Origin of the sequence: Rhizobium sp. 32-5/1 (genome assembly GCF_029537235.1) — a bacterium.
Classification (GTDB): Bacteria; Pseudomonadota; Alphaproteobacteria; order Rhizobiales; family Rhizobiaceae; genus Pararhizobium.
Genome location: NZ_CP120638.1, coordinates 212880 through 236574, shown reverse-complemented (window position 1 = coordinate 236574; position 23695 = coordinate 212880). Strand labels below are relative to the sequence as shown.

General features: G+C 60.4%; 13 protein-coding genes and 5 pseudogenes. 8 read left to right on the top strand and 10 right to left on the bottom strand.

The features are described 5' to 3' along the window. The first annotated feature begins 13 nt into the window (after positions 1-13). A complete protein-coding gene (locus tag P6U16_RS01155; RefSeq protein WP_277703963.1) occupies positions 14-760 on the top strand; it encodes a FadR/GntR family transcriptional regulator in 747 nt (248 codons plus the stop codon). A 278-nt stretch (positions 761-1038) separates the two neighbouring features. On the opposite strand, the gene P6U16_RS01150 is transcribed toward P6U16_RS01155, so the two are convergent. The 6 genes and pseudogenes from P6U16_RS01150 to P6U16_RS01125 all read right to left on the bottom strand — a co-directional run bounded on the left by P6U16_RS01150 (position 1039) and on the right by P6U16_RS01125 (position 6766). Continuing rightward, positions 1039-1185 carry a hypothetical protein gene (locus tag P6U16_RS01150; protein WP_277702294.1) on the bottom strand — a complete coding sequence of 49 codons (147 nt, stop codon included), beginning with the start codon at positions 1183-1185 and terminating at the stop codon, positions 1039-1041. 97 nt (positions 1186-1282) lie between these two features. Further along, positions 1283-2511: pseudogene (gene glp / locus P6U16_RS01145) on the bottom strand (gephyrin-like molybdotransferase Glp). Next, positions 2511-3006: pseudogene (gene moaC, locus P6U16_RS01140) on the bottom strand (cyclic pyranopterin monophosphate synthase MoaC). The pseudogenes glp and moaC overlap by 1 nt, the downstream one beginning before the upstream one ends. Further along, entirely contained in the window at positions 3006-3821 is an 816-nt protein-coding gene (gene trpC / locus P6U16_RS01135; RefSeq protein WP_277702293.1) for an indole-3-glycerol phosphate synthase TrpC, read from the bottom strand. Before trpC ends, moaC begins: the two are co-directional and overlap by 1 nt. Before the next feature lie 17 nt (positions 3822-3838). Beyond that, positions 3839-4852 carry an anthranilate phosphoribosyltransferase gene (gene trpD / locus P6U16_RS01130; RefSeq protein ID WP_277702292.1) on the bottom strand — a complete coding sequence of 338 codons (1014 nt, stop codon included), beginning with the start codon at positions 4850-4852 and terminating at the stop codon, positions 3839-3841. 18 nt (positions 4853-4870) lie between these two features. After that, complete coding sequence (locus P6U16_RS01125) at positions 4871-6766, bottom strand: peptidylprolyl isomerase (protein WP_277702291.1); 1896 nt, start codon at positions 6764-6766, stop codon at positions 4871-4873. Between the two features lie 353 nt (positions 6767-7119). Between P6U16_RS01125 and P6U16_RS01120 the strand changes: the two genes are divergently transcribed. Next, positions 7120-8766, top strand: a complete 1647-nt coding sequence (locus tag P6U16_RS01120; protein ID WP_277702290.1) for a Na/Pi cotransporter family protein — start codon at positions 7120-7122, stop codon at positions 8764-8766. Between the two features lie 7 nt (positions 8767-8773). Here P6U16_RS01120 and P6U16_RS01115 read toward each other — a convergent pair whose 3' ends face one another. Beyond that, positions 8774-10522: a hypothetical protein gene (locus tag P6U16_RS01115; protein ID WP_277702289.1), complete on the bottom strand. Its 1749-nt coding sequence runs from the start codon at positions 10520-10522 to the stop codon at positions 8774-8776. A gap of 204 nt (positions 10523-10726) precedes the next feature. Here P6U16_RS01115 and glmU point away from each other — a divergent pair, with 204 nt between their 5' ends. The 4 genes and pseudogenes from glmU (at position 10727) to P6U16_RS01095 (ending at position 15270) form a co-directional block, all read left to right on the top strand. Further along, the gene (gene glmU / locus P6U16_RS01110; protein ID WP_277702288.1) at positions 10727-12097 is read left to right on the top strand and encodes a bifunctional UDP-N-acetylglucosamine diphosphorylase/glucosamine-1-phosphate N-acetyltransferase GlmU; all 1371 of its coding nucleotides are present in this window, start codon (positions 10727-10729) and stop codon (positions 12095-12097) included. A 139-nt stretch (positions 12098-12236) separates the two neighbouring features. Further along, a complete protein-coding gene (gene glmS / locus P6U16_RS01105; RefSeq protein WP_277702287.1) occupies positions 12237-14063 on the top strand; it encodes a glutamine--fructose-6-phosphate transaminase (isomerizing) in 1827 nt (608 codons plus the stop codon). Continuing rightward, positions 14060-14563: an N-acetyltransferase gene (locus P6U16_RS01100; RefSeq protein WP_277702286.1), complete on the top strand. Its 504-nt coding sequence runs from the start codon at positions 14060-14062 to the stop codon at positions 14561-14563. The genes glmS and P6U16_RS01100 overlap by 4 nt, the downstream gene beginning before the upstream one ends. Positions 14564-14578: 15 nt before the next feature. Next, positions 14579-15270, top strand: a pseudogene (locus P6U16_RS01095) (DUF502 domain-containing protein). Here the strand turns inward: P6U16_RS01095 and recG are convergent. Then, positions 15257-17362 carry an ATP-dependent DNA helicase RecG gene (gene recG / locus P6U16_RS01090; protein WP_277702285.1) on the bottom strand — a complete coding sequence of 702 codons (2106 nt, stop codon included), beginning with the start codon at positions 17360-17362 and terminating at the stop codon, positions 15257-15259. The pseudogene P6U16_RS01095 and the gene recG overlap by 14 nt on opposite strands. Before the next feature lie 118 nt (positions 17363-17480). On the opposite strand from recG, the gene P6U16_RS01085 reads away from it, so the two are divergent. After that, on the top strand, positions 17481-17795 hold the full coding sequence (locus P6U16_RS01085; RefSeq protein WP_277702284.1) for a succinate dehydrogenase assembly factor 2: 315 nt from the start codon (positions 17481-17483) through the stop codon (positions 17793-17795). Positions 17796-17802: 7 nt separating this feature from the next. After that, positions 17803-21308: pseudogene (gene mfd, locus P6U16_RS01080) on the top strand (transcription-repair coupling factor). A 60-nt stretch (positions 21309-21368) separates the two neighbouring features. On the opposite strand, the gene P6U16_RS01075 reads toward mfd, so the two are convergent. Both P6U16_RS01075 and P6U16_RS01070 read right to left on the bottom strand, forming a co-directional pair. After that, on the bottom strand, positions 21369-22034 hold the full coding sequence (locus P6U16_RS01075) for a DsbA family oxidoreductase (protein ID WP_277702283.1): 666 nt from the start codon (positions 22032-22034) through the stop codon (positions 21369-21371). Between the two features lie 102 nt (positions 22035-22136). Next, a pseudogene (locus tag P6U16_RS01070) lies at positions 22137-23632 on the bottom strand (extracellular solute-binding protein). Between the last annotated feature and the right edge of the window lie 63 nt (positions 23633-23695).

Here is a 23695-nt window from a genome sequence, read left to right as displayed (position 1 = left end):
TTTGCGTAAGGGTATGCTCGAATCCGTTCTCACCGGCGCCAACACCCGCACCAGTCATGCGCAGGTCGTCGATGAGCTCGGCAAGGCCATCATCGCCGGTGACTTTCCCGTAGGGTCTATACTGCCGGGTGATCCGGAACTCGCTTTGCGCTTCAAGGTTTCGAGAACCGTGTTGCGTGAGGCGATGAAAACGCTCGCTGCCAAGGGCCTCATCGTTCCCCGTGCCCGGATTGGCACCCGCGTTACCTCCCGAAATCAGTGGAACTTGTTCGACGGTGATGTGCTGACCTGGCATTTCCATCGTGGGGTCAGCGAAGAATTCCTTTACGATCTCAGTGAAATCCGGCTCGCCTTCGAGCCCCACGCCGCGGTGCTTGCGGCGCGAAACGCAACGGAGGTCGAAATCGCCGGTATGATGCGGTTGGCGGTGGCCATGGGCGATCCCGCGCACACGGCCGAAAGTCTGGCCATGGCTGACCTGCGCTTTCATCTGGCCGTCGTAGAGGCTTCCGGAAATCCCTTTATGCGTACCGTCGGCAGCTTGATCGAGGCGGCGCTCGTAGGCATTTTCAAACTTAGTTCGCCGGCATCCGATCGCAACAAAATCGACGATGTGGCGCGGACTCATATCAAGATTGTCGAGCAGATCAGTCGCCGGGATGAGGCGGGCGCTCGTGCCGCAATGGAAAATGTCATCAAGGTGGGACGGGAGCGTGTGCGCACCGCCTTGAATGAGGGACGCGAAATTGCGGCCCCCTGATTGTTCATATCAGCTTGACGCCATCGCAACTTTCGTTCCCGGTATTCGCCGCTTCAAATCGATGGTGATCCGTCTCGCCGGTTGAAACTGGAAACAATACGAGGCACGGTCGAAGGGTGGAGGCAAACAAAAAGGCCGGGACAAACCCGACCTTTCCTCAACCCGTCTGAATTTGGTCCTGCTAGTACATCCGTAGTCAGGCCCTTGAGACGAATTATTGCGTTGGCATGCTTAATAAATGGTTACCGTGTCGGGCGTATGACATCGGTAACGTCTATTTAATTTTCCTGGATCGAGATACCGCCTTCGCCGATCTTCAGCTCAACGCCGTCGGGTTTGGATTCCTTGTCGTAAATATAGACGCCCAAAACGACAACCAATACGACCAGTCCGCCGACCAACATGTAAAGTGCATTGCGATTCACGAGTTTTTCCTCTGGGCTCAATTGCAGGTATTTCAAGCGCTTAAATAGGCATGGATCGGCAATTGGGAAGACGTGCAAACGGAACATATGCGCTATTTCAGCAATCGCTGGAAGGATGCCGCAACACGAGGATCTCGCAGGGGGCTCCGGCTTCAACGTGCGGTGCATTCGGGGGCCGAACAATCAGGCAATCGGATTTGGCAAACACCTGCATCATCGAGGAATCCTGCCGCGAGAACGGCGTGGTAAGCAGGCCGCCATCAGCATCCAGGGAAAGACGCCCCCGCACATAGTCTTGGCGTTTGTCATTGGCGGGCAAGGGCTCGGTCGACAGTGCGTGCGCGGACCGGTCGCGAGGTTTTAAACCGGCAAGCTTGCGGGTGAGGGGCTCGAGAAAGAGCAGACTGCAGACAAGGCTGGAGACCGGGTTACCGGGCAGGCCAAGCACGTGCATGGCGTTGAGCGTTCCCACCATCAGTGGCTTTCCGGGGCGCATGGCAATGCGCCAGAAATCCAGTTTCATGCCACAGGAGACAAGTGTGGACTGGACAAGGTCGTGATCACCGACAGATGCACCGCCGAGCGTGACAAGCACGTCGGCCTTCTCGGCGACGGCCCGTTCCACGGCCGCGGAAATTGCATCACGGCTATCGCCGACAATTCCGAGATCGATGACATCGGCGCCGTTTTCACGGGCAAGGGCCGCAACCCCATAGGTATTCGAGGCAATGATCTGATCCGACCCGGGTGTGCTGCCCGGATGTCGTAACTCGTCGCCCGTTGCCAGAATGGCGATCCTCGGGCGCGCGAGTACCGGAAGTTCCGCGTGGTTCATGGCGGCGGCCACCGTCAGCCGCCCGGCATCGAGCCGTTTTCCGGCACGCAGGACCATATCGCCGGAGACGAAGTCCTGGCCCTTCGGCCGGATGTGCCGGCCCTTCGCCGTTGCAAATGTCGTGCGGATGCGACTGTCGGGAAGAACTTCCGCATCCTCCTGGATCAACACCGTATCGGCCCCGTCAGGCAGGGGGCTCCGGTGAAGATGCGCACGGCCTCTCCGATGCCAACCGTTCCGGAAAAACCATGACCGGCCGCCGATTGACCTATAACGGTGAGTTCGCTACCGATCCGCTCGATGTCGGTGTGCCGCAGCGCATAACCGTCCATGGCCGAATTGTCGAAGGCGGGATGCGTCAACCTCGCGGACACATCGGCAGCAAGCACGCGACCCGCGGCGTCGTGCAGCCCGAGCATTTCGGTGCGGCGCACCGCCGACGCATTGGCCAGCAACCGGGACAATGCGTCTTCGACGGCAAGCAGGGACATCAGGCCTTATGCTCCGTACGGACATAATCGCCGGAGCGGCCACCTAATTTGCTGACAAGACGAATGCCGCCGATTTCCATCTCTCGGTCGGCCGCCTTTGCCATGTCGTAGATCGCCAGGCAGGCGACACTAACGGCGGTCAGCGCTTCCATCTCTACCCCGGTGCGGCCCGTAAGCTTCGCCATCGCCTCGACCCGCAGACCGGGCAGGGCCTCGTCCGCCGTGATGTCGACGGAAACCTTGGTCAGCATCAACGGATGGCAAAGCGGAATGAGGTTTGCGGTCTGTTTGGCCGCCATGATGCCGGCGAGCCGCGCCGTGCCGATCACGTCGCCCTTTTTGGCATCGCCATCGAGGATGAGCTGCAGCGTTTCGATCCGCATGCGAGATCTGACCCTCGGCGACCGCAACCCGCACGGTCTCGTCTTTGGAGCCGACATCCACCATATTGGCTTCGCCGGCCGAATCGATGTGCGTGAGCGATGGCTCTGACATCACTCGGCTGCCAGAACGGCTTCAGACCCAGTGAGCAGGGCCCTCGTGGCTGCGGTTACATCCTGCTTGCGCATCAGGCTTTCGCCGACGAGGAATGTGGTAATTCCCGCCTGCTCCAAAAGCTTGCAGTCTTCATGGGTGAAAATACCGCTTTCGCCGACCAGCAAGCGGTCCTCCGGTACCATCGGTGCCAGCTTCTGCGACAGCGTCATATCCATTTCGAAAGTCTTCAGGTTTCGGTTGTTGATGCCGACCAGCTTGGACGACAGGCGCAGCGCCCGCTCCATTTCGGCAGCATCATGTACTTCCACCAGCACATCCATACCGAGTCGGAAAGCCTCGTCCTCGAGCCGCTGCGCATCGTCGTCGCTAAGTGCAGCCATGATCAGGAGGATGCAGTCACCGCCCCAGGCGCGCGCCTCCTGCACCTGATAGACGTCGAACATGAAATCCTTGCGCAGTGCCGGCAGATTGCAGGCATCACGGGCGGCGGTGAGGAATGCCGGTGCGCCTTGAAAGCTTGGCGTATCGGTGAGGACCGACAGACAAGCGGCACCGCCCGCTTCATAGGCTTGCGCAAGTGAGGGCGGGTCAAAATCGGCGCGGATCAGCCCCTTGGAGGGGCTGGCCTTCTTGATTTCGGCGATCAGTCCGAAACGCCCGGCAGCACGCTTGGCCAATAGCGCAGCATGGAAGCCGCGCGGCGCGTCCTGATCCGCAATCATCGCCTGAAGGTCGGAAGGTGAAACACGCGCTTTTGCCGCCGCGATCTCTTCGCGTTTGTAGGTTTCGATTCGGCGCAAAATGTCAGTCATATCCGTCTGTCTTTCCCTTAACCGGCGTTGGATACGGCGACGAGGCGCTTGAGCGTCGCATCGGCAGCCCCGCTCGACAGCGCCTGCCGTCCGATCTCCATGCCTTCGCGCAGGCTCGTGGCCCGCCCTGCAATCATCAGCGATGCAGCCGCATTGGCAAGCGAAATATCCCGATAGGGCGTTTCGTCGCCATTCAGCACGCCCTGCAGCGCCAGTGCGTTGTAGGCGCCGTCGCCGCCCTTCAGCGCCTCCAGCGAAACGGTCGGCAAGCCAAAGTCGTCTGGCGTCAGCTCGAATGTCCGGATAGTACCGTTTTCCAGCGCAGCAACTTGCGTGCGGCCGGTGGTGGTAATCTCGTCGAGGCCTTCGCCATGAACGACCCAAACGCTTTCGGAGCCGAGATCGCGCAGGACTTCCGCCAACGGCACCACCCATTGCGGCGCAAAGACACCGACAAGCTGATGCTTGACGCCGGCCGGGTTGGAGAGCGGCCCGAGCAGGTTGAAGATCGTCCGCGTGCCGAGTTCAACCCGCGTGGGGCCAACATGTCGCATGGCGGAATGGTGCTGCTGGGCAAACATGAAGCCGAGGCCGGCTTCTCGGATGCAGCGGGCGATTTCGGCTGGGCCGATATCGAGCTTCACCCCCAGGCAAGACAGCGCATCTGCGGTTCCCGATTTCGAGCTCAGTGCTCGATTGCCATGTTTCGCCACGGGAACGCCGGCACCGGCCACGATCAGGGCTGCAAGCGTCGAGATGTTGTAGGTCCCGGCACCATCGCCGCCCGTGCCGACGATGTCGATGGCACCTGCCGGAGCTTCGACGGTCAGCATGCGCGATCGCATCGTGCCGACGGCACCGACGATCTCATCAACCGTTTCGCCGCGGACACGCAACGCCATCAGGAAACCGCCGATCTGCGAGGGCGTTGCCTCGCCGGACATGATGATCTCGAAGGCCTGTCGCGCCTCGTCGCGGTTCAGCGACTGACCGAGAGCGACCTTGGCGATGAACGGCTTCAATTCCGGCATGGGGGCGTCTTTCTGGCTTTACGGCTGTTGTGTCAGCGCGCGCTGGGCGAGTTCCTGGTTGATCGAGACACCGTAGCCGGCCTGGAGTTCGGCGACCATCTGGTCGAGAATATCGTCGCCGCTGGCGCGTGCGATAGCCTCGATCTGGCGGTCGTCATTTTCGAGAACGTCGCCCGGATTGTCGAGATCGACTTCGGTGACCTTCAGAAGGATCTGGCCCTCATTGCCCGCACCCGGCGCATTTGCAACCAGCCCGTTGGCGCCGCCGAAGGCAGCGCTGATGGCTGCCGCGCTGACGGCAGCATCTTCCGCACCGCGACGGATTCCCGACTTCGTTTCAACGGCCAGCCCCAGTTCCGTGGCAATCGCGGCCATGGTCTCGCCCTTTTCGACGCGGGCCTTCAGTTCGCCGGCCTTGGCGGCCAGCGCCGTACGCTGCTGCTCGGCCGTCCAGTCGGCAACCACCTTTTCGCGGGCTTCTTCCAGCGTCCGGTCACGGGCGGGGATGATCTCCTCGACGTCGAACCAGACATAGCCGTCGCGGCCCAGATTGATCGGCAGCGTTTCAGCGCCCACATCGGTCTTGAAGGCTTCGCCCAGAAGCGACTGTGCCTCCGGAATTCCCGCAATGTCCTCGCCGTTCTTGTCCTTTCCGCCGGCATCCACGGCTTCGAGAACAACGAGCTTCAGATTCGACTGATCTGCGGCTTCCTTCATGCTGAGGCCGGTGATCCGGGCATCCTCGAACTTGTCGTGGATCGCCATAATGTCATTGGCGGCATTCGACAGCGCGAGTTCCTTGCGGAGATCTTCCTTGGCGTCGTCAAAACTTCTGACGGTTGCTGGCTTGATATTCGTCACGCGCAGGATGACCGGGCCGAAGGTGCCATCGACGACCGGAGATACGCCGCCGTCTGTGGTGACTGCGAAGGCTGCATCCGCAAGCTTTGCATCCGGCACGCGATCCTTGGTAAAGTCTCCAAGCAGCACGTCGCCGGCCGTCTTGCCTTCTTCCGTGATCAGCGCATCGAATGTCGTTCCGGCTGCCAGCTTTGTGGCGGCGGCATCGGCGGCTTCACGCGATGCGAAAGCCAGTTGTTCGACCGTGCGGGTTTCCGGCGTGCTGAAACTCTCCTTGCGCTTGTCGTAGTCGGCGCGCAGGTCGTCCTCGGTCACCGAAGACGGATCCGCAATGTCAGAAGGCTCAAGCTTCACGTAGCTGATCTTGCGGTATTCCGGCGCGCGATAATCTGCCTTGCGGCTCTCGAACCAGGGTGTCAGCACATCGTCGGCTGGCGCCTTCACGGGATCGATATTGGCATTGGACAGCAGCAGGTATTCGATCGAGCGGGTTTCGTTGCGATACTGGCGCAGCGCGTCTGTCATAACCTTCGGCGCGGTATAGCCATCTGAAATCGCCTCGACGACCTGCGAGCGAACGGCGACCTGGCTGCGGTTGTTGATGTAATCCTGTTCGCGAAGACCTGCATTGCGCAGGACGCTGGAAAAGGTCAGGCGATCGAACTGGCCGTTGACGCCGTGAAAAGCCGGATCCTCGGCGATGAGCTTGGCAAGTCGATCTTCCGAGAGGCCGAGATTCATGTCTTCCGAAAGCTGGTCCAGCGTCGCACCGGCAACAAGCTGTGAATAGACTTGGGATTCGACGCCAAACGCGCGCGCCTGATCCGGTGTCAGCCGCGTGCCGAACTGACGGGAGAGCTGTGCCAGCTGGCGTTCATAAGCCAGCCGGTAATCGCTTGGAGAGACCTCGATATCGCCAACGGTGATGACCGAATCGGCCGAACTGGGAACCAGCGACGTGGAGATGCCCCAGACACCAAAGGACAAGACCAGAATGACCAGAAGGCCTTTCATTACCCATGTCTGGGAAGCTCTTCTCAGGGAATCAAGCATTGGAATGCATACCTCGTCGCAAATTACGTCGCCTTATGGCGGGTGGTGTCGTTCCTTAGAGCAATCCGCGCCGGAATTGAAGGCTTTTGGCGTTCAAAAATACGGAAGCAAAAAACCAAGGGTTGCTGAAGCCAAAATGGCATTACTTTCAGGCTTCATCTGAGGAAATAATGCTGCGGCGCGGCAAGACCGATTCATGTCGGAATCGTTAGCCGACAATTGAAAAATAACTGTCACAATGGCGTAATCGGCGGTCTTTTGATCGTCCGAAAGTGTTAGCCTCAACATCTTTTCAATGAACCGACTCGCACCGTCTTGACGGCGGAGGCGAGGCAAGTGCCGGGAATGCCGCCATGGAATCCACCATCGTGATGGTCAATGTCTTCGGGGCCGTTGCTCTGCTGCTGTTCGGGCTGTCCCAGGTCAAGGACGGTGTGACGCGCGCCTTCGGCATTCGCCTGCGAACCGGTCTGGCGCAGGGGACCAGCGGTCCAGTCCGTTCTTTTGTTGCGGGATTTACCGCGACTGTCGCGCTGCAAAGTTCCACGGCGACGGCACTGATGATTGCTTCCTTTGTCGAAAAGGGGTTGGTGCGACCGCGCATGGCGCAACTCGTTCTGCTGGGCGCCAATGTCGGCACGGCTGTGACAGCCTGGATCGTTGCGACCGGCATTGACTGGCTTTCGCCGTTGGTGATCCTTTCAGGCGTTGTCCTTCACCGGACGGGACGTTCAAGTGCGCGACAGGGCGCAGGCAGTGCACTGGTCGGAATCGGCCTGATGCTTCTCTCGCTGCATCTTCTCGGTCTGGCAACCGAGCCGATGCGCACTTCGCCGGCGCTCGGTGCATTTCTTGAGCTTCTTGATGGTGCCCTGCCTGTGGCGCTGATCTTCGCTGCGGTTCTTGCCTTTGTCTCGTCCTCGAGCCTCGCCATCGTCGTGCTGATCCTGTCGCTGGCCTCGACGGGTAATCTGTCCTCCAGCCTGATCATTGCGCTTGTTCTCGGCGCGAATCTCGGTGGTGCCATCCCTCCCGTCATTGCGACCCTTTCTTCCCCGGCACCGGCCCGCCGGGTCACGGTTGCCAACCTCATCATCCGGGCGATGGGCTGTCTCATTGCGCTGCCAATTGCGGGCACGGTGGCCGAGATGCTCAGGATGTTCCCCATTCCGGCCGGAAAACTGCCGGTCGATATCCATCTCCTGTTCAATATCGCCCTTGCCATTATTGCGTGGCCGTTCTCCAACTGGTTGTCCAACTGGATGACGCGGCTTATACCCGACGAGAAGAAGAATGAGGCAGGACCGCTCTATCTCGATGACAATGCGTTGAGCACACCGTTGATCGCCCTGTCGGGTGCTACCCGCGAGGTGCTTCGGGTCGGCGATATCATCGAGGCCATGCTGATCAAGGTCATGAACGCCTTCAACAGTAATGATCTTTCTGAGCTCAAGGACGTCGCCAAATTTGAGAAGCAGGTCGATCTGCTGCAGCAGGAAGTGAAGCTGTTTCTCTCACGGCTTGGGCGTCAAGGCCTGAGCGCAGACGATGGTCGCCGATCGATCGTCATCATCGACTACGCGATCAATCTCGAACATATGGGCGACATCATCGAGAAGGGGATCGCCGAGCAGGTCAACAAGAAGATCGGCAATGGTTTGAAGTTTTCAGAGGAAGGCTATCAGGAGTTGAAGACGCTCTTCACGTTGACGATCGATAATCTGCGCATTGCGCAGACGATCTTCGTGACGCGAAACGCCGATCTTGCCCGGCAGTTGATGGAAGTAAAGGTCGATGTACGACGCATGGAAAAACAGTCCTCCGAACGGCATCTGGAGCGGTTGCGCGACGGCCGGCTCGATAGCCTCCAGACCAGCTCGCTGCATCTGGATATCCTGCGGGACCTCAAACGCATCAATGCGCATATCGTTTCCGTCGCGCACCCGATCCTCGACGAAAGCGGCTTGCTGACCGAGAGCCGCTTGCGCCTGCCCACGTGACAGGGGGTTACGGCGCTTTTATCAAAGCTGTGCGAATAAACGCGTCGACGCAAGGCGTCAGGGTGATACGCGTGTGGTGTTTTTCCAAAAACGGTTGGTAGAGGGAAAGCAGCTTGAGGCGCGCTGTCGTCGGCGGGCAACTCGGGTAGAGCGCCACATCGCTCGCCTGGACCGCCGCAGCCACTTTGTCATCGGGTCGCGGAACCGCTCGATACGGATCGGCACCAATGGCGATGTATTTCGGTGCATGCCGGTTCATCAGCCAGGGAAATGGATTGGTGAAATCGATGTTCATGATCGTGCCGAAGCGCAGCCCGTTCGCAGCCTCATAGTCGTGAAGAGCGGAGATCGCATTATCGGTATTTTCCAGCCACAGCGTCTGGAAATCGAAGTCGCTGTAAAGCAGGAAGGATGGCAGTTCGCCCGACTTGGCCACGGTCTCATAGACCTGCCGGTTCTCGACATAGATCTTTTGCATGCGCTCGGCGCGCAGCAACTGGATATCGCGCGCACGTACAGCGCCCATCGTACCAAGGTTGCGACTTTCCAGATGTTCGCTGTTTAGCATGCCGACCCAGGCCCGCGATGCCTTTTGCACGATCATAACTGCCGGCGGTGCGGCAACTGCCAGCACAAGCGCGGTCACGGTCATGAACGCCGTGGAGGTCGGGTTGCGCCCACGGCTTTCCATAAGGATCGCGAAAAGAAGCGGCCAGAGAAAGATGAAGGCTTGGCTGCCGGTGTTCTGGCTTTCGAAAAGGAGACCTGCTGCGACAAAGGCCGCGACCCAGAGCGCCGGCTGATCGATAGTGCGGGTGAGGGCGGAAAGGTTACGCTCTCGAATGAGTGTCTTAAGATCTCCGCGCAGAGCGTCAAAACGCTGGCCGAACAGGATGACACACAGGGCGCCGCTAGCGACGATGATGCCGAAGTTTAGCGATGCCGACTGCACCAGTCGTGGAAGAAGGCTGGTATTGTTGACTTCAAGCAGGGCAAGAATGTCTGCCGCATATGCCGTAACCATGCCTGTTGTCAGCTCAATACCGGCAATGCAGCCGCAGAAGAGCAGACCGGCAAGAATTGCGGACCGCAGGTGGAGCCTCCCTGTAGCAAATGCCATCAGGCACAAGATGATTCCGGCGACGACGCCGGTTACTTTGATGAAAAGAAGAGACAGCATCGCCACAGCGACGCTGACGGCAAGTTTTCGCTGATCGCTGACATGGAGAAGTGCGCAGGCAAGGACGTAGAGCAACTGACAGACCTGCCGGTTGTAGATGCCGAAGCCATCAGAACCGGGAAAGGGATAGAAGTCGCCGGTGTTGAAAGGCAGGATCGAAAACAACAGAAATGGAGCCAGCAGCATATAAGCCGTGACGGTGGAGCGCTTCTGGACATCCCAAAGCACGACGGCCATCAAAGGCGCCGTGATGGCAAGCAGCGACCAACTGGCCAGCAGCAGCGGATGTCCCTTTGGAAAGAGTTCCAGGAGCAGCGCGAAGAGATAATAGCCGAGCCCACCGACCGGCGTGAAAAAATCGACGGACGGCATCTGGCCGTCAAAAATCCGGTTGGCGGCGTCGAGATAGATATAGTGATCCCAATACATCGGTCCCATAGGCATCGGGATCGTAATGAGAAGGCTGGAGAAGACGAGAACAATCGCAAATGCCAGAAAGACCAATGGCCGCCTCGTCAACTTGCCCGAGAAGCTACCCGTGTTTCCGGAAGAACGTATCGTCGTGATTGGCTGCATGATCGATCTCTGCCCCGGCTTCTTGCCGTCGAATCCATCCGACGTCCAGTCGGTTTGTCTTCCTTATGGCATGATCCGGTTTTATCCCGGTTAATGCTGTGCCGATGGCGCGGTTATGTTTCTTGAAATATCTTCCTGCTAAGCAACGGACAGAATCGCGCGGCGCTGAAGTTCGGGCTGCAAAAGACGATGGGAGACTATGCAATGAAGCGCACGTGCCTGGCGGTCATTCTGGCCGCAGGGGAAAGCACCCGGATGAAGTCGTCGAAGTCGAAGGTGCTGCATCCGGTCGGCGGTCGGCCGATGATCGCGCATGTCGTCGATGCCTTGGGCCGCGCGCAGATCGATAGCGTCGCTCTGGTGGTCGGCCGGGATGCGGCAGCGGTCGAGGAGGCGGCATCGGCAGGCGCCCTTGCGGTTTCGTCCTATACCCAGACGGAGCGCCTTGGGACCGGTCATGCCGTGCTTGCCGCGCGTGAGGCCATTGCCCGCGGATATGACGATGTTCTCGTTGTTTTCGGCGATACGCCGCTGATCACGGAGGGCCCGTTGGTGGCGGCGCGCCAAGCTCTGGCTGAGGGTAATGATGTCGTCGTAATCGGCTTCAGGACAGATGACCCGACCGGGTACGGGCGGTTGATCGTCAGGGACGGAGCCCTTGTGGCGATCCGCGAGCAGCGCGACGCCAGCGAAGAGGAGCGCCGCATCACCTATTGCAATGGCGGTCTGATGGCGATCAATGGCGCCAAGGCCTTGGCGCTTCTCGATCAGATCGGCAATGCCAACGCCAAGGGTGAATACTACCTGACCGATCTCGTTGAAATTGTCGTGGCAAATAGTGGCAAGGCGATTGCGGTCGAGGCCCCGGAAACGGAACTGACAGGCTGCAACACGCGGGCGGAACTCGCCTCTATCGAGCGCATCTGGCAGCAAAGGCGCCGGCACGAGCTGATGATCTCGGGCGTGTCAATGATCGCGCCGGAAACGGTTTTCCTTTCCTACGACACGAAGATCGGGCAGGACGTGCTGATCGAGCCAAATGTTGTTTTCGGTCCAGGCGTTACTGTCGAAAGTGGTGCCATCATCCATGCGTTCTCGCACCTTGAGGGTGCTTATATCAGCACAGGCGCGACCGTCGGTCCCTATGCGCGGCTGCGTCCGGGCGCCAATCTCGGCGCGGGTTCGAAAGTTGGCAATTTCTGCGAGGTCAAGAAGGCGGAGATCGGTGCGGGCGCCAAGGTCAACCACCTGACCTATATCGGCGACGCTTTTGTCGGCGAGAAAACCAATATCGGCGCCGGTACGATTACCTGCAATTATGATGGCGTGAACAAGCATGTCACGCGCATCGGCGCGAATGCCTTCATCGGATCGAATTCGTCTTTGGTTGCACCCGTTTCGATCGGCGACGGCGCGCTGGTCGCCTCCGGCAGTGTCGTGACGGAAGACGTTCCCGACGATGCCGTCGCCTTTGGTCGGGCGCGCCAGGAAAACAAGCCGGGCAGGGCCAAAGTTTTGCGCGACCGCTACCAGGCGGAAAAGGCAGCGAAGAAGGCCAAGACAGGTGGCCACTAGGTCGCACGTTAAAATCTGAAATCGAAAGTGAGTTTCCGTCCGATTGCGGAATTTCCGGAATTCGCTACCAAGGCTGCCAACAGAACCCAGCGCCCGGATCGTGGACCAGTGACAAGCGGCGGAATTTGCGGAGAAATATATGTGCGGCATTGTCGGTATTGTTGGAAGCCAGCCCGTATCTGAGCGTCTCGTCGATGCGCTGAAGCGGCTCGAATATCGCGGTTATGATTCTGCCGGCGTCGCGACAATCCATGACGGCACCCTGGAGCGCCGCCGCGCCGAGGGCAAGCTCGTCAATCTTGAGATCAAGCTGCGCAGCGAGCCGCTGGCGGGCACCATCGGCATCGCCCATACCCGCTGGGCAACCCATGGCGCACCGACCGAAAACAACGCCCATCCGCATTTCACCGATGGTGTGGCCGTCGTGCACAACGGCATCATCGAGAATTTCTCCGAACTGAAGGACGAACTGATCGCCGACGGTGCGACCTTCGCTACGCAGACGGACACCGAGGTCGTCGCCCAGCTTCTGGCCAAGCTCGTTCGTGACGGTATGAGCCATCGCGCTGCGATGCAGGCCATGCTGCGCCGGGTGACCGGCGCCTATGCGCTGGCCGTCATCTTCCAGGACGCGCCGGATACGATCATGGCGGCGCGCAGCGGCCCGCCGCTGGCCGTCGGCTACGGCAGGGGCGAAATGTTCCTCGGTTCCGACGCGATCGCGCTCTCGCCCTTCACCAACGAGATCACCTATCTGATCGATGGTGACTGGGCGGTGCTGACGGCAAATGGCGTCGAGATCCTCGATCATGACGGCAAGGCCGTAAAGCGCCAGAAGCAGGTGTCTGTGGCCGCCGCCTACATGGTCGACAAGGGCAATCACCGGCACTTCATGGAAAAGGAAATCTACGAACAGCCGGAGGTCATCTCGCATGCCCTGGCCCATTACGTCGATTTCATCGAGAACCGGATCAGTCCGACAGCCGCGGCCATTGATTTCGCCAAGGTGCCGAGCCTTGCGATTTCGGCCTGCGGCACTGCCTATCTTGCCGGCCTCGTCGGCAAATACTGGTTCGAGCGCTATGCCCGCCTACCGGTCGAGATCGACGTGGCGTCCGAGTTCCGCTACCGCGACATTCCGCTGTCGTCGCAGTCGGCAGCGCTGTTCATCTCGCAGTCAGGCGAGACCGCCGATACGCTGGCGTCGCTTCGGTACTGCAAGGAGCACGGCCTGAAGATCGGTGCCGTCGTCAACGTCCGGGAATCCACCATTGCCCGCGAGGCCGATGCGATCTTCCCGATCATGGCCGGCCCCGAGATCGGCGTTGCCTCGACCAAGGCCTTCACCTGCCAGCTTTCGGTTCTTGCAGCCCTTGCCATTGGTGCCGGTGTCGCCCGGGGGACTGTCTCGAAGGACGAGGAAAAGGTGCTGGTCAGGCATCTGGCCGAAATGCCGCGCATCATGGGCGCCGTGCTGAACAGCATCCAGCCGAAGATGGAAACGCTGGCGCGTGAACTTTCGAAATGCCGCGACGTGCTTTATCTCGGCCGAGGCACGAGCTATCCGCTCGCCATGGAAGGGGCGCTGAAACTCAAGGAAATCTCCTACATCCATGCCGAGGGCTATGCGGCTGGCGAACTCAAGCATGGCCCGATCGCGCTGATCGATGAGAACATGCCTGTCATCGTCATTGCGCCGCATGACCGGTTCTTCGAAAAGACCGTATCGAACATGCAGGAAGTCGCTGCCCGCGGTGGCCGGATCATCTTCATCACCGACGAGAAGGGCGCTGCGGCCTCGAAGCTCGAGACGATGAGCACGATCGTTTTGCCGAATGTCGACGAGATCATTGCGCCGATGATCTTCTCCTTGCCGATCCAGCTGCTTGCCTATCACACGGCGGTCTTCATGGGCACCGATGTCGATCAGCCGCGTAACCTCGCAAAGTCGGTGACGGTGGAATGATCATCCGTCCGGAAATGCCGGCTGACGTTACGGCCATCCGTAACGTGACCCTTGCGGCATTCAAGGACCCTCCGCACAGCAATCAGACGGAACATCTTATCATCGAACGGTTACGGGCGGCTGGTGCGCTCGTCTTGTCGCTGGTTGCGGAGGCAGAGGGATCCGTAATCGGCCACATCGCCTTCTCCGCCGTCACGGTATCATCAGGCGCAACGGGATGGTTCGGCCTTGGGCCGGTTTCCGTGCAACCGGAATTTCAAAGGCGGGGCGTCGGCGCAGGGCTGATCCAAGAGGGGCTTGAAAGCCTTTCAAAACGCAATGCCGCCGGCTGCGTCGTGATGGGCGATCCGGACCTCTACCGGAAATTCGGTTTCGCCAGCAATCCTGCGCTCGTATTGCAGGATTGTGCGCCGCAATATTTCCTGGCGCTGGCCTTGCATGGACCGCCGGCATCCGGCATTGTTTCTTACCATGACGCGTTCTACGGCGAAGCAAGATGAAAATGCAGGGTGTGGATGAACGACAGTCCAGAGAGAATATCGCTGGCCGGGCGCATCCGGAATAACTTCCTCACCGGTCTCATCATCTGTGCGCCGCTTGCCATTACGACCTGGCTGACATTCACGTTCATCGACTGGGCGGACAGCTGGGTAACCCCTACATTCCGCAGCGATACGATCCCCGGTATTATCTGAACATCGCCATACCGGGCATGGGGCTGCTGATCGCCGTGGTGTTCATCACCATCGTCGGCTTCCTCGGCAAAAATCTCATCGGTCGCTCAATCGTCAAGTTCGGCGAGTCGATCCTGCAGCGGATGCCGCTGGTCCGCACGGTCTACAAAAGTCTGAAGCAGATTTTTGAGACGGTGCTGAAGGAGCAGTCAACGTCGTTCAAGAAGTGCGGTTTGATCGAGTTTCCAAGCCCTGGAAGCTGGGCTCTGGTTTTTATATCCGGTGATGCGCAAGGCGAGATCGCCGCCAAGCTGAATGCGCAGGGCGAGGAAATGGTCGGTGTCTTTCTGCCTCCGACACCCGTTCCGACAGCAGGTTTCCTGATGTTCGTACCCAAGAGCAAGATTATCATGCTCGACATGACGCCGGAGCAGGGAGCCAAGCTGCTGATCTCGGGCGGACTGATCGCCCCCGACTACAAGGATCCGACCGTTCAGCCGTTGGCCTTGGAGCCACCCGTCAGCCAGCCCTGAGGAAGCGGATCGCCTCGTCGCGCCGGTGCAGGTAGAGCAGGGTGCGTAGAGCCTCGCCGCGCTCCGATGTCAGGTCCGGGTCGCGTTCGATGATGTAGGCAGCATCCTTGCGGGCGATTTCCAGAAGATCACCATGGGCCTCGAGGCTGGCGATCCGGAACCCGGGCGTGCCGGACTGGCGGGTGCCAAGCAGTTCGCCTTCTCCCCGCAGTTTTAGGTCCTCCTCCGCGATCAGGAAGCCGTCCTCGGTTTCGCGCAGGATCGACAGCCGCGCCCGGCCGTTCTCGCTGAGCGGCCCCTTGTAGAGCAGGATGCAGGTGGAGGCTTCCGAGCCTCGCCCCACGCGTCCGCGCAACTGATGCAGTTGCGCAAGGCCGAAGCGCTCGGCATGTTCGATCACCATGATCGTTGCATCAGGGACATCGACGCCGACCTCGACGACGGTGGTGGCGACCAGGAGCCTGATCTCGCCCTTCTTGAAGGCGAGCATGACCTCGTCTTTCTCCGTGCCTTTCATCCGTCCATGCACAAGCCCGACGGCCTCGCCGAATTCGGCGGAAAGAATCGCGAAACGCTCGTCCACCGACATCAGTTCGGAGACATCGGATTCCTCCACCAGCGGGCAGATCCAGTAGGCTTTCTTGCCTTCGGATAACGCTGTGCGCAGCCGGTCGACGATCTCGCCGGTGCGCTCATTGGAAACGGTCACCGTCTGGATCGGTTTGCGCCCGGCCGGCTTTTCCGTGAGCTTCGACACGTCCATGTCGCCGAAGGCCGCAAGCACCAGCGTGCGCGGAATGGGTGTTGCCGTCATCACCAGCATGTGTGGTGAGATGCCCTTCGCCGTCAGCCGCAGCCGCTGGTGCACGCCGAACCGGTGTTGCTCGTCCACGACGGCCATCAGCAGGTTGCTGTAGACGACGGTATCCTGAAACAGCGCATGTGTGCCGATGACGATCTGTGTCTCACCAGAGACGATACGATCGAGGATCGCCTCGCGCTCCTTGCCCTTGGTGCGTCCTGTCAGCACGTCGATGTTTACGCCCGCAGGTGCCGCCATTTTCGAGAGCGTCGCGAAATGCTGGCGGGCCAGAATTTCTGTCGGTGCCATCAGGACGGCCTGGCCGCCCGCTTCGACGGCCGCGAGCATGGTCATTAGAGCGACCGCCGTCTTGCCCGAGCCAACGTCGCCTTGCAGCAAACGCAGCATGCGCTCAGTGCCCGCCATGTCCTTGAGGACATCGGCAATCGCCGCCTGCTGGCTACCTGTCAGAGAAAACGGCAGGGCGGCGAGCACGGGACCGCTCAGCGCGCCGGTGGCCTTGACCGGAATGCCGGCGACCTTGCGCAGACGCTGGCGCACCAATGCAAGCGACAACTGGCCAGCCAGAAATTCATCATAGGCAAGCCTCCGCCGGCTTGGTGCCTGCAGGTCGAGGTCCGTAGCGTCGCGCGGATCGTGCAGGGCGAGAAAACAGTCGCGGACGCTATTGAAACTCTGCTGCCGGGCGAGCGCTTCGTCGAGCCATTCCGGAAAATCCGGCAGGCGGGGCAGGCCCGCCTCGATCGACTTGCGCAGGATGCGGGCCGACAGGCCTGCCGTCAGCGGATAGACGGGTTCCACCAGCGGCAGGTTTTCGGCCTCACTTGCGCGCACCATATAGTCCGGATGAACCATGGACGGACGGCCGTTGAACCAGTCGACCTTGCCGCTGACGATCACCGTCTCATTGACGGGCAGGGCCTTTTCCAACCAGTTGCCCTTGGCGCGAAAGAACGTGAGCGCCAGTTCTCCGGTGTCGTCATGGATGAACACGCGGTAGGGTTGGTTGCTGCGGCCGGGCGGTGGCGGCTGGTGACGATCGACGCGTCCGGTGATGGTGACGATCGAGCCCTGCGGCGAGAGCGCGATGCCTGGCTGCTGGCGCCGGTCGATCAGCGAGTGCGGCGCGTGAAAGATCAGATCGATCACGCGGCAATCCTCGATGCTTTCCCGCCCGAGAAGCCGCGCATAGAGATCGCCGGCCTTCGGGCCGATGCCGGGAAGCGAGTTGAGCGGTGCGAAAAGCGGATCGAGCAGGGCAGGGCGCATGCGCCGCAGACTGAAACGATGAATAGGTCTTTGGCAAGGCTGACAATCGCCTTTTCAGCGTTTATAGAGCCATGGCAACAGACCGCGCAGGTATCCCTGCGTTTAGAAGGATCAGTTCATGACCGGAATTACCCGCACCAGCGCCGATCTCGATCCGCGCCGCAGGCGCATCCTGTTTCGTGCCTGGCATCGCGGCATCCGCGAGATGGATCTGGTCTTCGGCCAGTTCGCCGACGCCGAGATCGGTGATCTGCCGGAAAGCGATCTCGATGAACTGGAAACGATCATGGATGAGGAAGACAACGACCTGATCAAATGGATCATCGGGGAAAGGCCGGTGCCGGAACACTATCGCACGCCGCTCTTTGAAAAAATCGCCTCCTATCGGCCCGATTTCGAGCCGGACGTTTCCCTCGACGCAGACAAAGATTGAATAGTTCATGATTGCCGGTTTCGACGCCAGAAAGATCACATCCGCAACGCGCGAGCTGACCATCGGCCCGGTGCCGGCCGGTGTCGAGCCGCTGCTTCTGGCCGAAATCGCAAGGGCCGGCGGGCCGGTCGCCTATATTCTCTCGGACGGACAGCGCATTGCCGATGTCGAGCAGATGCTGGGCTTTGCAGCGCCTGATATTCCCGTGCTCTCGCTCCCCGGCTGGGACTGTCTGCCCTACGACCGTGTGTCGCCGAGTGCCGATACATCGGCGCGCCGTCTCTCGGCGCTGAGCGCGCTCATTGCGCACAAGAAGAAGCCGCATCCGGCCATCGTGCTCGTCACAGTCAACGCCGCTCTTCAGAAGATGGCGCCGCAGGCGGTGATCGAAAGCCTAGGTTTTTCGGCTCGCCCTGGTAATTCGATCCGCATGGACGACATTGCCGCGCGGCTGGAGCGCAACGGCTTCGATCGCGTGCCGACGGTTCGCGAGGTCGGAGAATACGCCGTGCGCGGTGGCATCCTCGATGTCTTCGTGCCGGGCAGCGGCGAACCGGTGCGGCTCGATTTCTTCGGCGATACGCTCGAATCAATTCGTAGCTTCGATCCGGCAAGCCAGCGCACGACGGGACAGGCCCGTTCGCTCGATCTCAATCCGATGAGCGAGGTGTCGCTGACACCGGAGACGATCAGCCACTTCCGAACGCAATATTTGTCGCTTTTCGGGGCGGCGACGCGCGACGATGCGTTGTATCAGGCGGTCTCCGAAGGCCGCCGTTATGCCGGCATGGAACACTGGCTGCCGCTCTTCTACGACAAGCTCGAAACCGTCTTCGACTATCTCGCCGATTTCCGCATCGTGACGGACCACGTCGTGCGCGAGGCCGCCGCCGAGCGGTCCAAGCTGGTGCAGGATTACTACGAGGCCCGCCAGGCCTCCGCATTGCCGGGCAAGAGCCAGGCGACGCAGGGCACGCCCTACAAGCCGGTGGCGCCGGAGCAGCTTTACCTGTCAGCCGATGGCTTCAACGCCGCGCTCGTCTCTCGCAATGCCATCCGCCTGTCCCCGTTCAGCGAGCAGGCTGGCGAGAGCCGTTCGGTCATCACCATCGACGCGCGCCTTGGCGTGCGTTGGGCAAAAACGCAACGGAACAGACATCCGACGCAGAGCGCGTCAATGTCTTCGACCAAGCCGTGAAATATATCGCGGATCGACGCGCCAAGGGCGGCAAGGTGCTGGTCTCGGGCTGGTCGGAGGGCTCGCTCGACCGGTTGCTGCAGGTGCTGAACGAGCACGGGCTCGCCAATATCAAGCCGGTCACGACGCTCGCTCAAGTCGCGTCGCTCAAACCGGGCGAGGCCGCATCTGCCGTGTTGAGCCTCGAGAGCGGCTTCGAGACCGGCGATCTCGTCGTCATCGGCGAACAGGACATTCTCGGCGACCGCATGGTGCGCCGCTCCAAGCGCCGCAAGCGTGGTGCGGATTTCATCGCCGAAGTGGCCGGCCTCGACGAGGGATCGATCGTCGTCCATGCCGAACACGGCATCGGCCGGTTCATCGGCCTGCGCACGATCGAGGCGGCCGGCGCGCCGCATGCCTGTCTCGAACTCGTCTATGCCGATGGCGCCAAGCTGTTTCTGCCGGTCGAGAATATCGAGCTTCTGTCGCGCTATGGCTCGGAAGCCAGCGACGCCTCCCTCGACAAGCTCGGCGGCGTTGCCTGGCAGGCGCGCAAGGCCAAGCTGAAGAAGCGCCTGCTCGACATGGCAGGCGGCCTGATCCGCATCGCAGCCGAGCGCCTGACGCGCCATGCACCGGTGCTGGCAACGCCTGACGGCCTCTATGACGAGTTTGCCGCGCGCTTCCCTTATGACGAGACCGAAGACCAGATGAACTCGATCGAAGCCGTGCGCGAAGATCTGGGCGCCGGGCGCCCGATGGACCGCCTCGTCTGCGGCGACGTCGGCTTCGGCAAGACGGAGGTTGCGCTTCGCGCCGCCTTTATTGCCGCCATGAATGGCGTTCAGGTTGCGGTCGTCGTCCCGACCACGCTTCTTGCCCGCCAGCACTTCAAGACATTTACCGAGCGTTTTCGCGGTCTGCCTGTGCGCCTGGCGCAGGCCTCGCGGCTTGTCAGTTCCAAGGAACTGGCGCTGACCAAGAAGGAAGTGGCGGAAGGCAAGACAGATATCGTCGTCGGCACCCATGCCCTGCTTGGCGCGTCGATCAACTTCGCCAATCTCGGGCTGCTGATCATCGACGAGGAGCAGCACTTCGGCGTCAAGCACAAGGAGCGGCTGAAGGAGCTGAAGTCCGACGTGCATGTGCTGACGCTGTCGGCAACGCCGATTCCGCGCACCCTGCAGCTGGCTTTGACCGGTGTGCGCGAACTGTCGCTGATCACCACGGCGCCGGTCGATCGCATGGCGGTCCGAACCTTTATCTCTCCGTTTGACGCGCTGGTGATCCGTGAAACGCTGATGCGTGAGCATTATCGCGGCGGCCAGAGTTTCTACGTCTGCCCGCGTCTCGCCGATCTGTCCGAAATCCATGACTTCCTGAAATCAGACGTGCCCGAACTGAAGGTCGCCGTCGCCCACGGCCAGATGCCGGCGACCGAGCTCGAAGACATCATGAACGCCTTTTACGAAGGCCGCTATGACGTGCTGCTCTCGACCACCATCGTCGAATCAGGTCTCGACGTGCCGACCGCCAACACGCTGATCGTCCACCGTGCCGACATGTTCGGGCTGGCCCAGCTCTACCAGTTACGCGGCCGCGTCGGGCGTTCGAAGGTCCGCGCCTTTGCTCTCTTTACGCTGCCCGTCAACCGCGTTTTGACCGGCATGGCCGAACGACGCCTGAAGGTGCTTCAGTCGCTCGATACGCTGGGTGCGGGCTTCCAGCTGGCCAGCCACGATCTTGATCTGCGCGGCGCCGGAAATCTGCTGGGAGACGAGCAGTCCGGCCATATCAAGGAAGTCGGTTTCGAGCTGTACCAGCAGATGCTGGAAGAGGCGGTCGCCGAGCTGAAGGGCGACGAGGAGATCGCCGACAGCGGCTGGTCGCCGCAGATTTCCGTCGGCACGCCGGTCATGATTCCGGACGAATACGTGCCGGACCTGCATCTGCGCCTTGGTCTCTATCGCCGTCTCGGTGAAATCACCGAGCTTGGCGATATCGACGCCTTCGGCGCCGAACTGATCGACCGCTTCGGGCCGTTGCCGCTCGAGGTCCAGCACCTGTTGAAGATCGTTTATATCAAGTCGCTCTGCCGCACAGCCAATGTCGAGAAGCTCGATGCCGGCCCGAAGGGCGTCGTTGTCCAGTTCCGCAACCGCGAATTCCCCAATCCGGGCAATCTGGTCGGCTATATTGCGAAACAGGGCACGATGGCGAAGATCCGCGCCGACCACAGCATCTTCTTCCAGCGCGATTTCCCGACGCCGGAGAAGCGGCTGGCCGGTGCTGCGGTGCTGATGACGCAGCTTGCCGGATTGGCGAAAGGCTAAGGAAAAAGCCGCGTCCGGGAGGGCGCGGCTTTTTTCGTATAGGAACATGGCGCCCTCGGCTTATGCCGATGCCGCCTCCGTCTTCATCCTGGCGATGTCGCGCAGGGCATTGGCCAGAACCTCGGTGGATTGCGCACCCATCACGGCGTACTGTCCGTCAAGGATGAAGCAGGGTACGCCGGTGACGCCCATGCCGCGGGCCGTCTCGATTTCGGCGCTGACGGTGTCCTTGTCGGCATCGGATGCGAGCAGCGCGGCAATCACCGGGCGCTCCATGCCTGCGTCCGCGGCTATATCCAGAAGCACCTCCGGATCGCCGACATTGCGGCCCTCTTCGAAATTCGCCTTGAAAAGCAGGGTCGCGACGGTGTTCTGCGTGTCTGGTCCATGGGTAAGCGCCCAGCGCATCAACCGGTGGGCATCCAGCGTGTTGGGGCTGATCTTCACGGCCTCGAAATCGAAAGCGATGCCATCGGCTCGCCCCAGCCCCTCCAGCATTTCATGGGCCCGATCAACAGCTGTCTGTCCGCCGAGTTTCGCGGCCAGATGCGCCTTGTGGTCGACGCCTTCAGGCGGAATATCCGGGTTCAATTGATAGGGACGCCAGTTGACGGAAACCGCGATGTCATCCGCAATGTCGGCAATGGCCCGGTCAAGGCGCGCCTTGCCGAGATAGCACCAGGGGCAAACGACGTCTGAAACGACATCGACAGTTACGGTTTCCACGGGCGCATCCTTTCGCTGACAACGGGCTGCCTTGCGACTTAATCCTCCAAAGAGCCGCTTTCAATGCGTTACCAAAAGTATACCGAGAGCTTTTCCCGTGTTTTATTGAACCCGCTCGTCCCACCATGTCGGCAGCTGGTAGCCGTAAAGCGGCACGGTGTTGGGATGGCCGATATGCTTGTGGCGGGCCACCCATTGCGCGCCGATGTGGTAGAGCGGCACGACATAGAAATTCGAGATGAGCATGCGATCAAGCGCGCGGACTGATGCGGTGAAATCCTCCACGGCACGGGCTTGGACGATGTTGTTGATCAGCGTATCGACATCCTTGTCGGCGACGCCTGCAAAATTGTCGGTGCCTTCGCGATCGCGCGATTGCGACGACCAGCGGTTCATCTGTTCGATGCCGGGAGACAGCGACGAGGCGAAGGACTTGATGATCACGTCATAGTCGAAGGACTGGCTGCGCTGCTGGTACTGCGAATCGTCAACCGTGCGCACGGTCACGGCAATGCCGAGTGATGCCAGGAAACGCTGATAGGCGAGGGCAAATTTTTCCTGCCCTTCGTTCTGGGTCATGATCTCGAAGGTGAGAGGCTGGCCCTGCTCGTTGACCATCTTGCCGTCCTTGATGCCATAGCCGGCTTCACGCAGCAGCGTCACCGCCTCGCGCAGGACATTGCGATCGCGACCCGAGGCATCCGTCACCGGCAGACGGTAACTGCCGTCGAGCACGGATGGATTGATCCTGTTGCGGATATCGCCGAGAAGCCCCAGTTCGCGATCATCAGCAGCAACGCCGAGATAGGAGAGGGTGGAGTTCTGCCAATAGCTCTGGGTGCGGGTGTAAGCACCGTCGAACAGGTTCTTGTTGACCCATTCGAAATCGAAGACCAGGGCCAGTCCCTGCCGCAGCTGGACGTTTGAAAAGATCGAACGCCGCGTGTTGAATACGAAGCCGAGCATACCCGAGGGCGTCTTCGGCGTGAAGGTCTCCTTCACCACCTCCCCGGACTGGACCGCCGGGAAATTGTAGCTGCGGGCCCATTTTGTCGGGCTCCCTTCGGCGTAGAAGTCGATTTCCCCTTCTTGAAGGCTTCGAACAGTGAATTTTCCTGAAGAAAATACTCAACCGAAATCTCGTCGTAATTGTCGAATCCGACCTTGGATGGCAGGTCCTTCGCCCAATAGTCCGGATTGCGCTTGTAGACGATCTTTTCGCCGGGTTTCACATCGCTGACCTGGTAGGGACCCGATCCGAGCGGTGGCTTCAGGGAAGACTGATCGAAGGTTGCCGGGTCTATCGCGTGTTTCGGGAGGATCGGGGAGAGGGCGAGCAGTAGCGGAAACTCCCGGTCGCTTTCATCGTTGAAGGTAAACCGGACAGAACGGTCTCCGACCTTCTCCATCTTGGCGACCTTGGCAAGGCGTGTGCTGAACGGAACACGCCCCTTGTCGCGCCAGAGTTCAAAGGTGAACATCACATCTTCCGGTGTGACGGGCTGGCCATCGGCCCATTTCGCCTTCGGGTTCAGATTGAACTGGATGAACGTGCGATCGTCATCCCATTCGACCGTTTCCGCGAGAAGACCGTACATCGAGAAAGCTTCGTCGCGCGAACGCTGCATCAGGGAATCATAGACGAGGTTGCCGAATTCCGG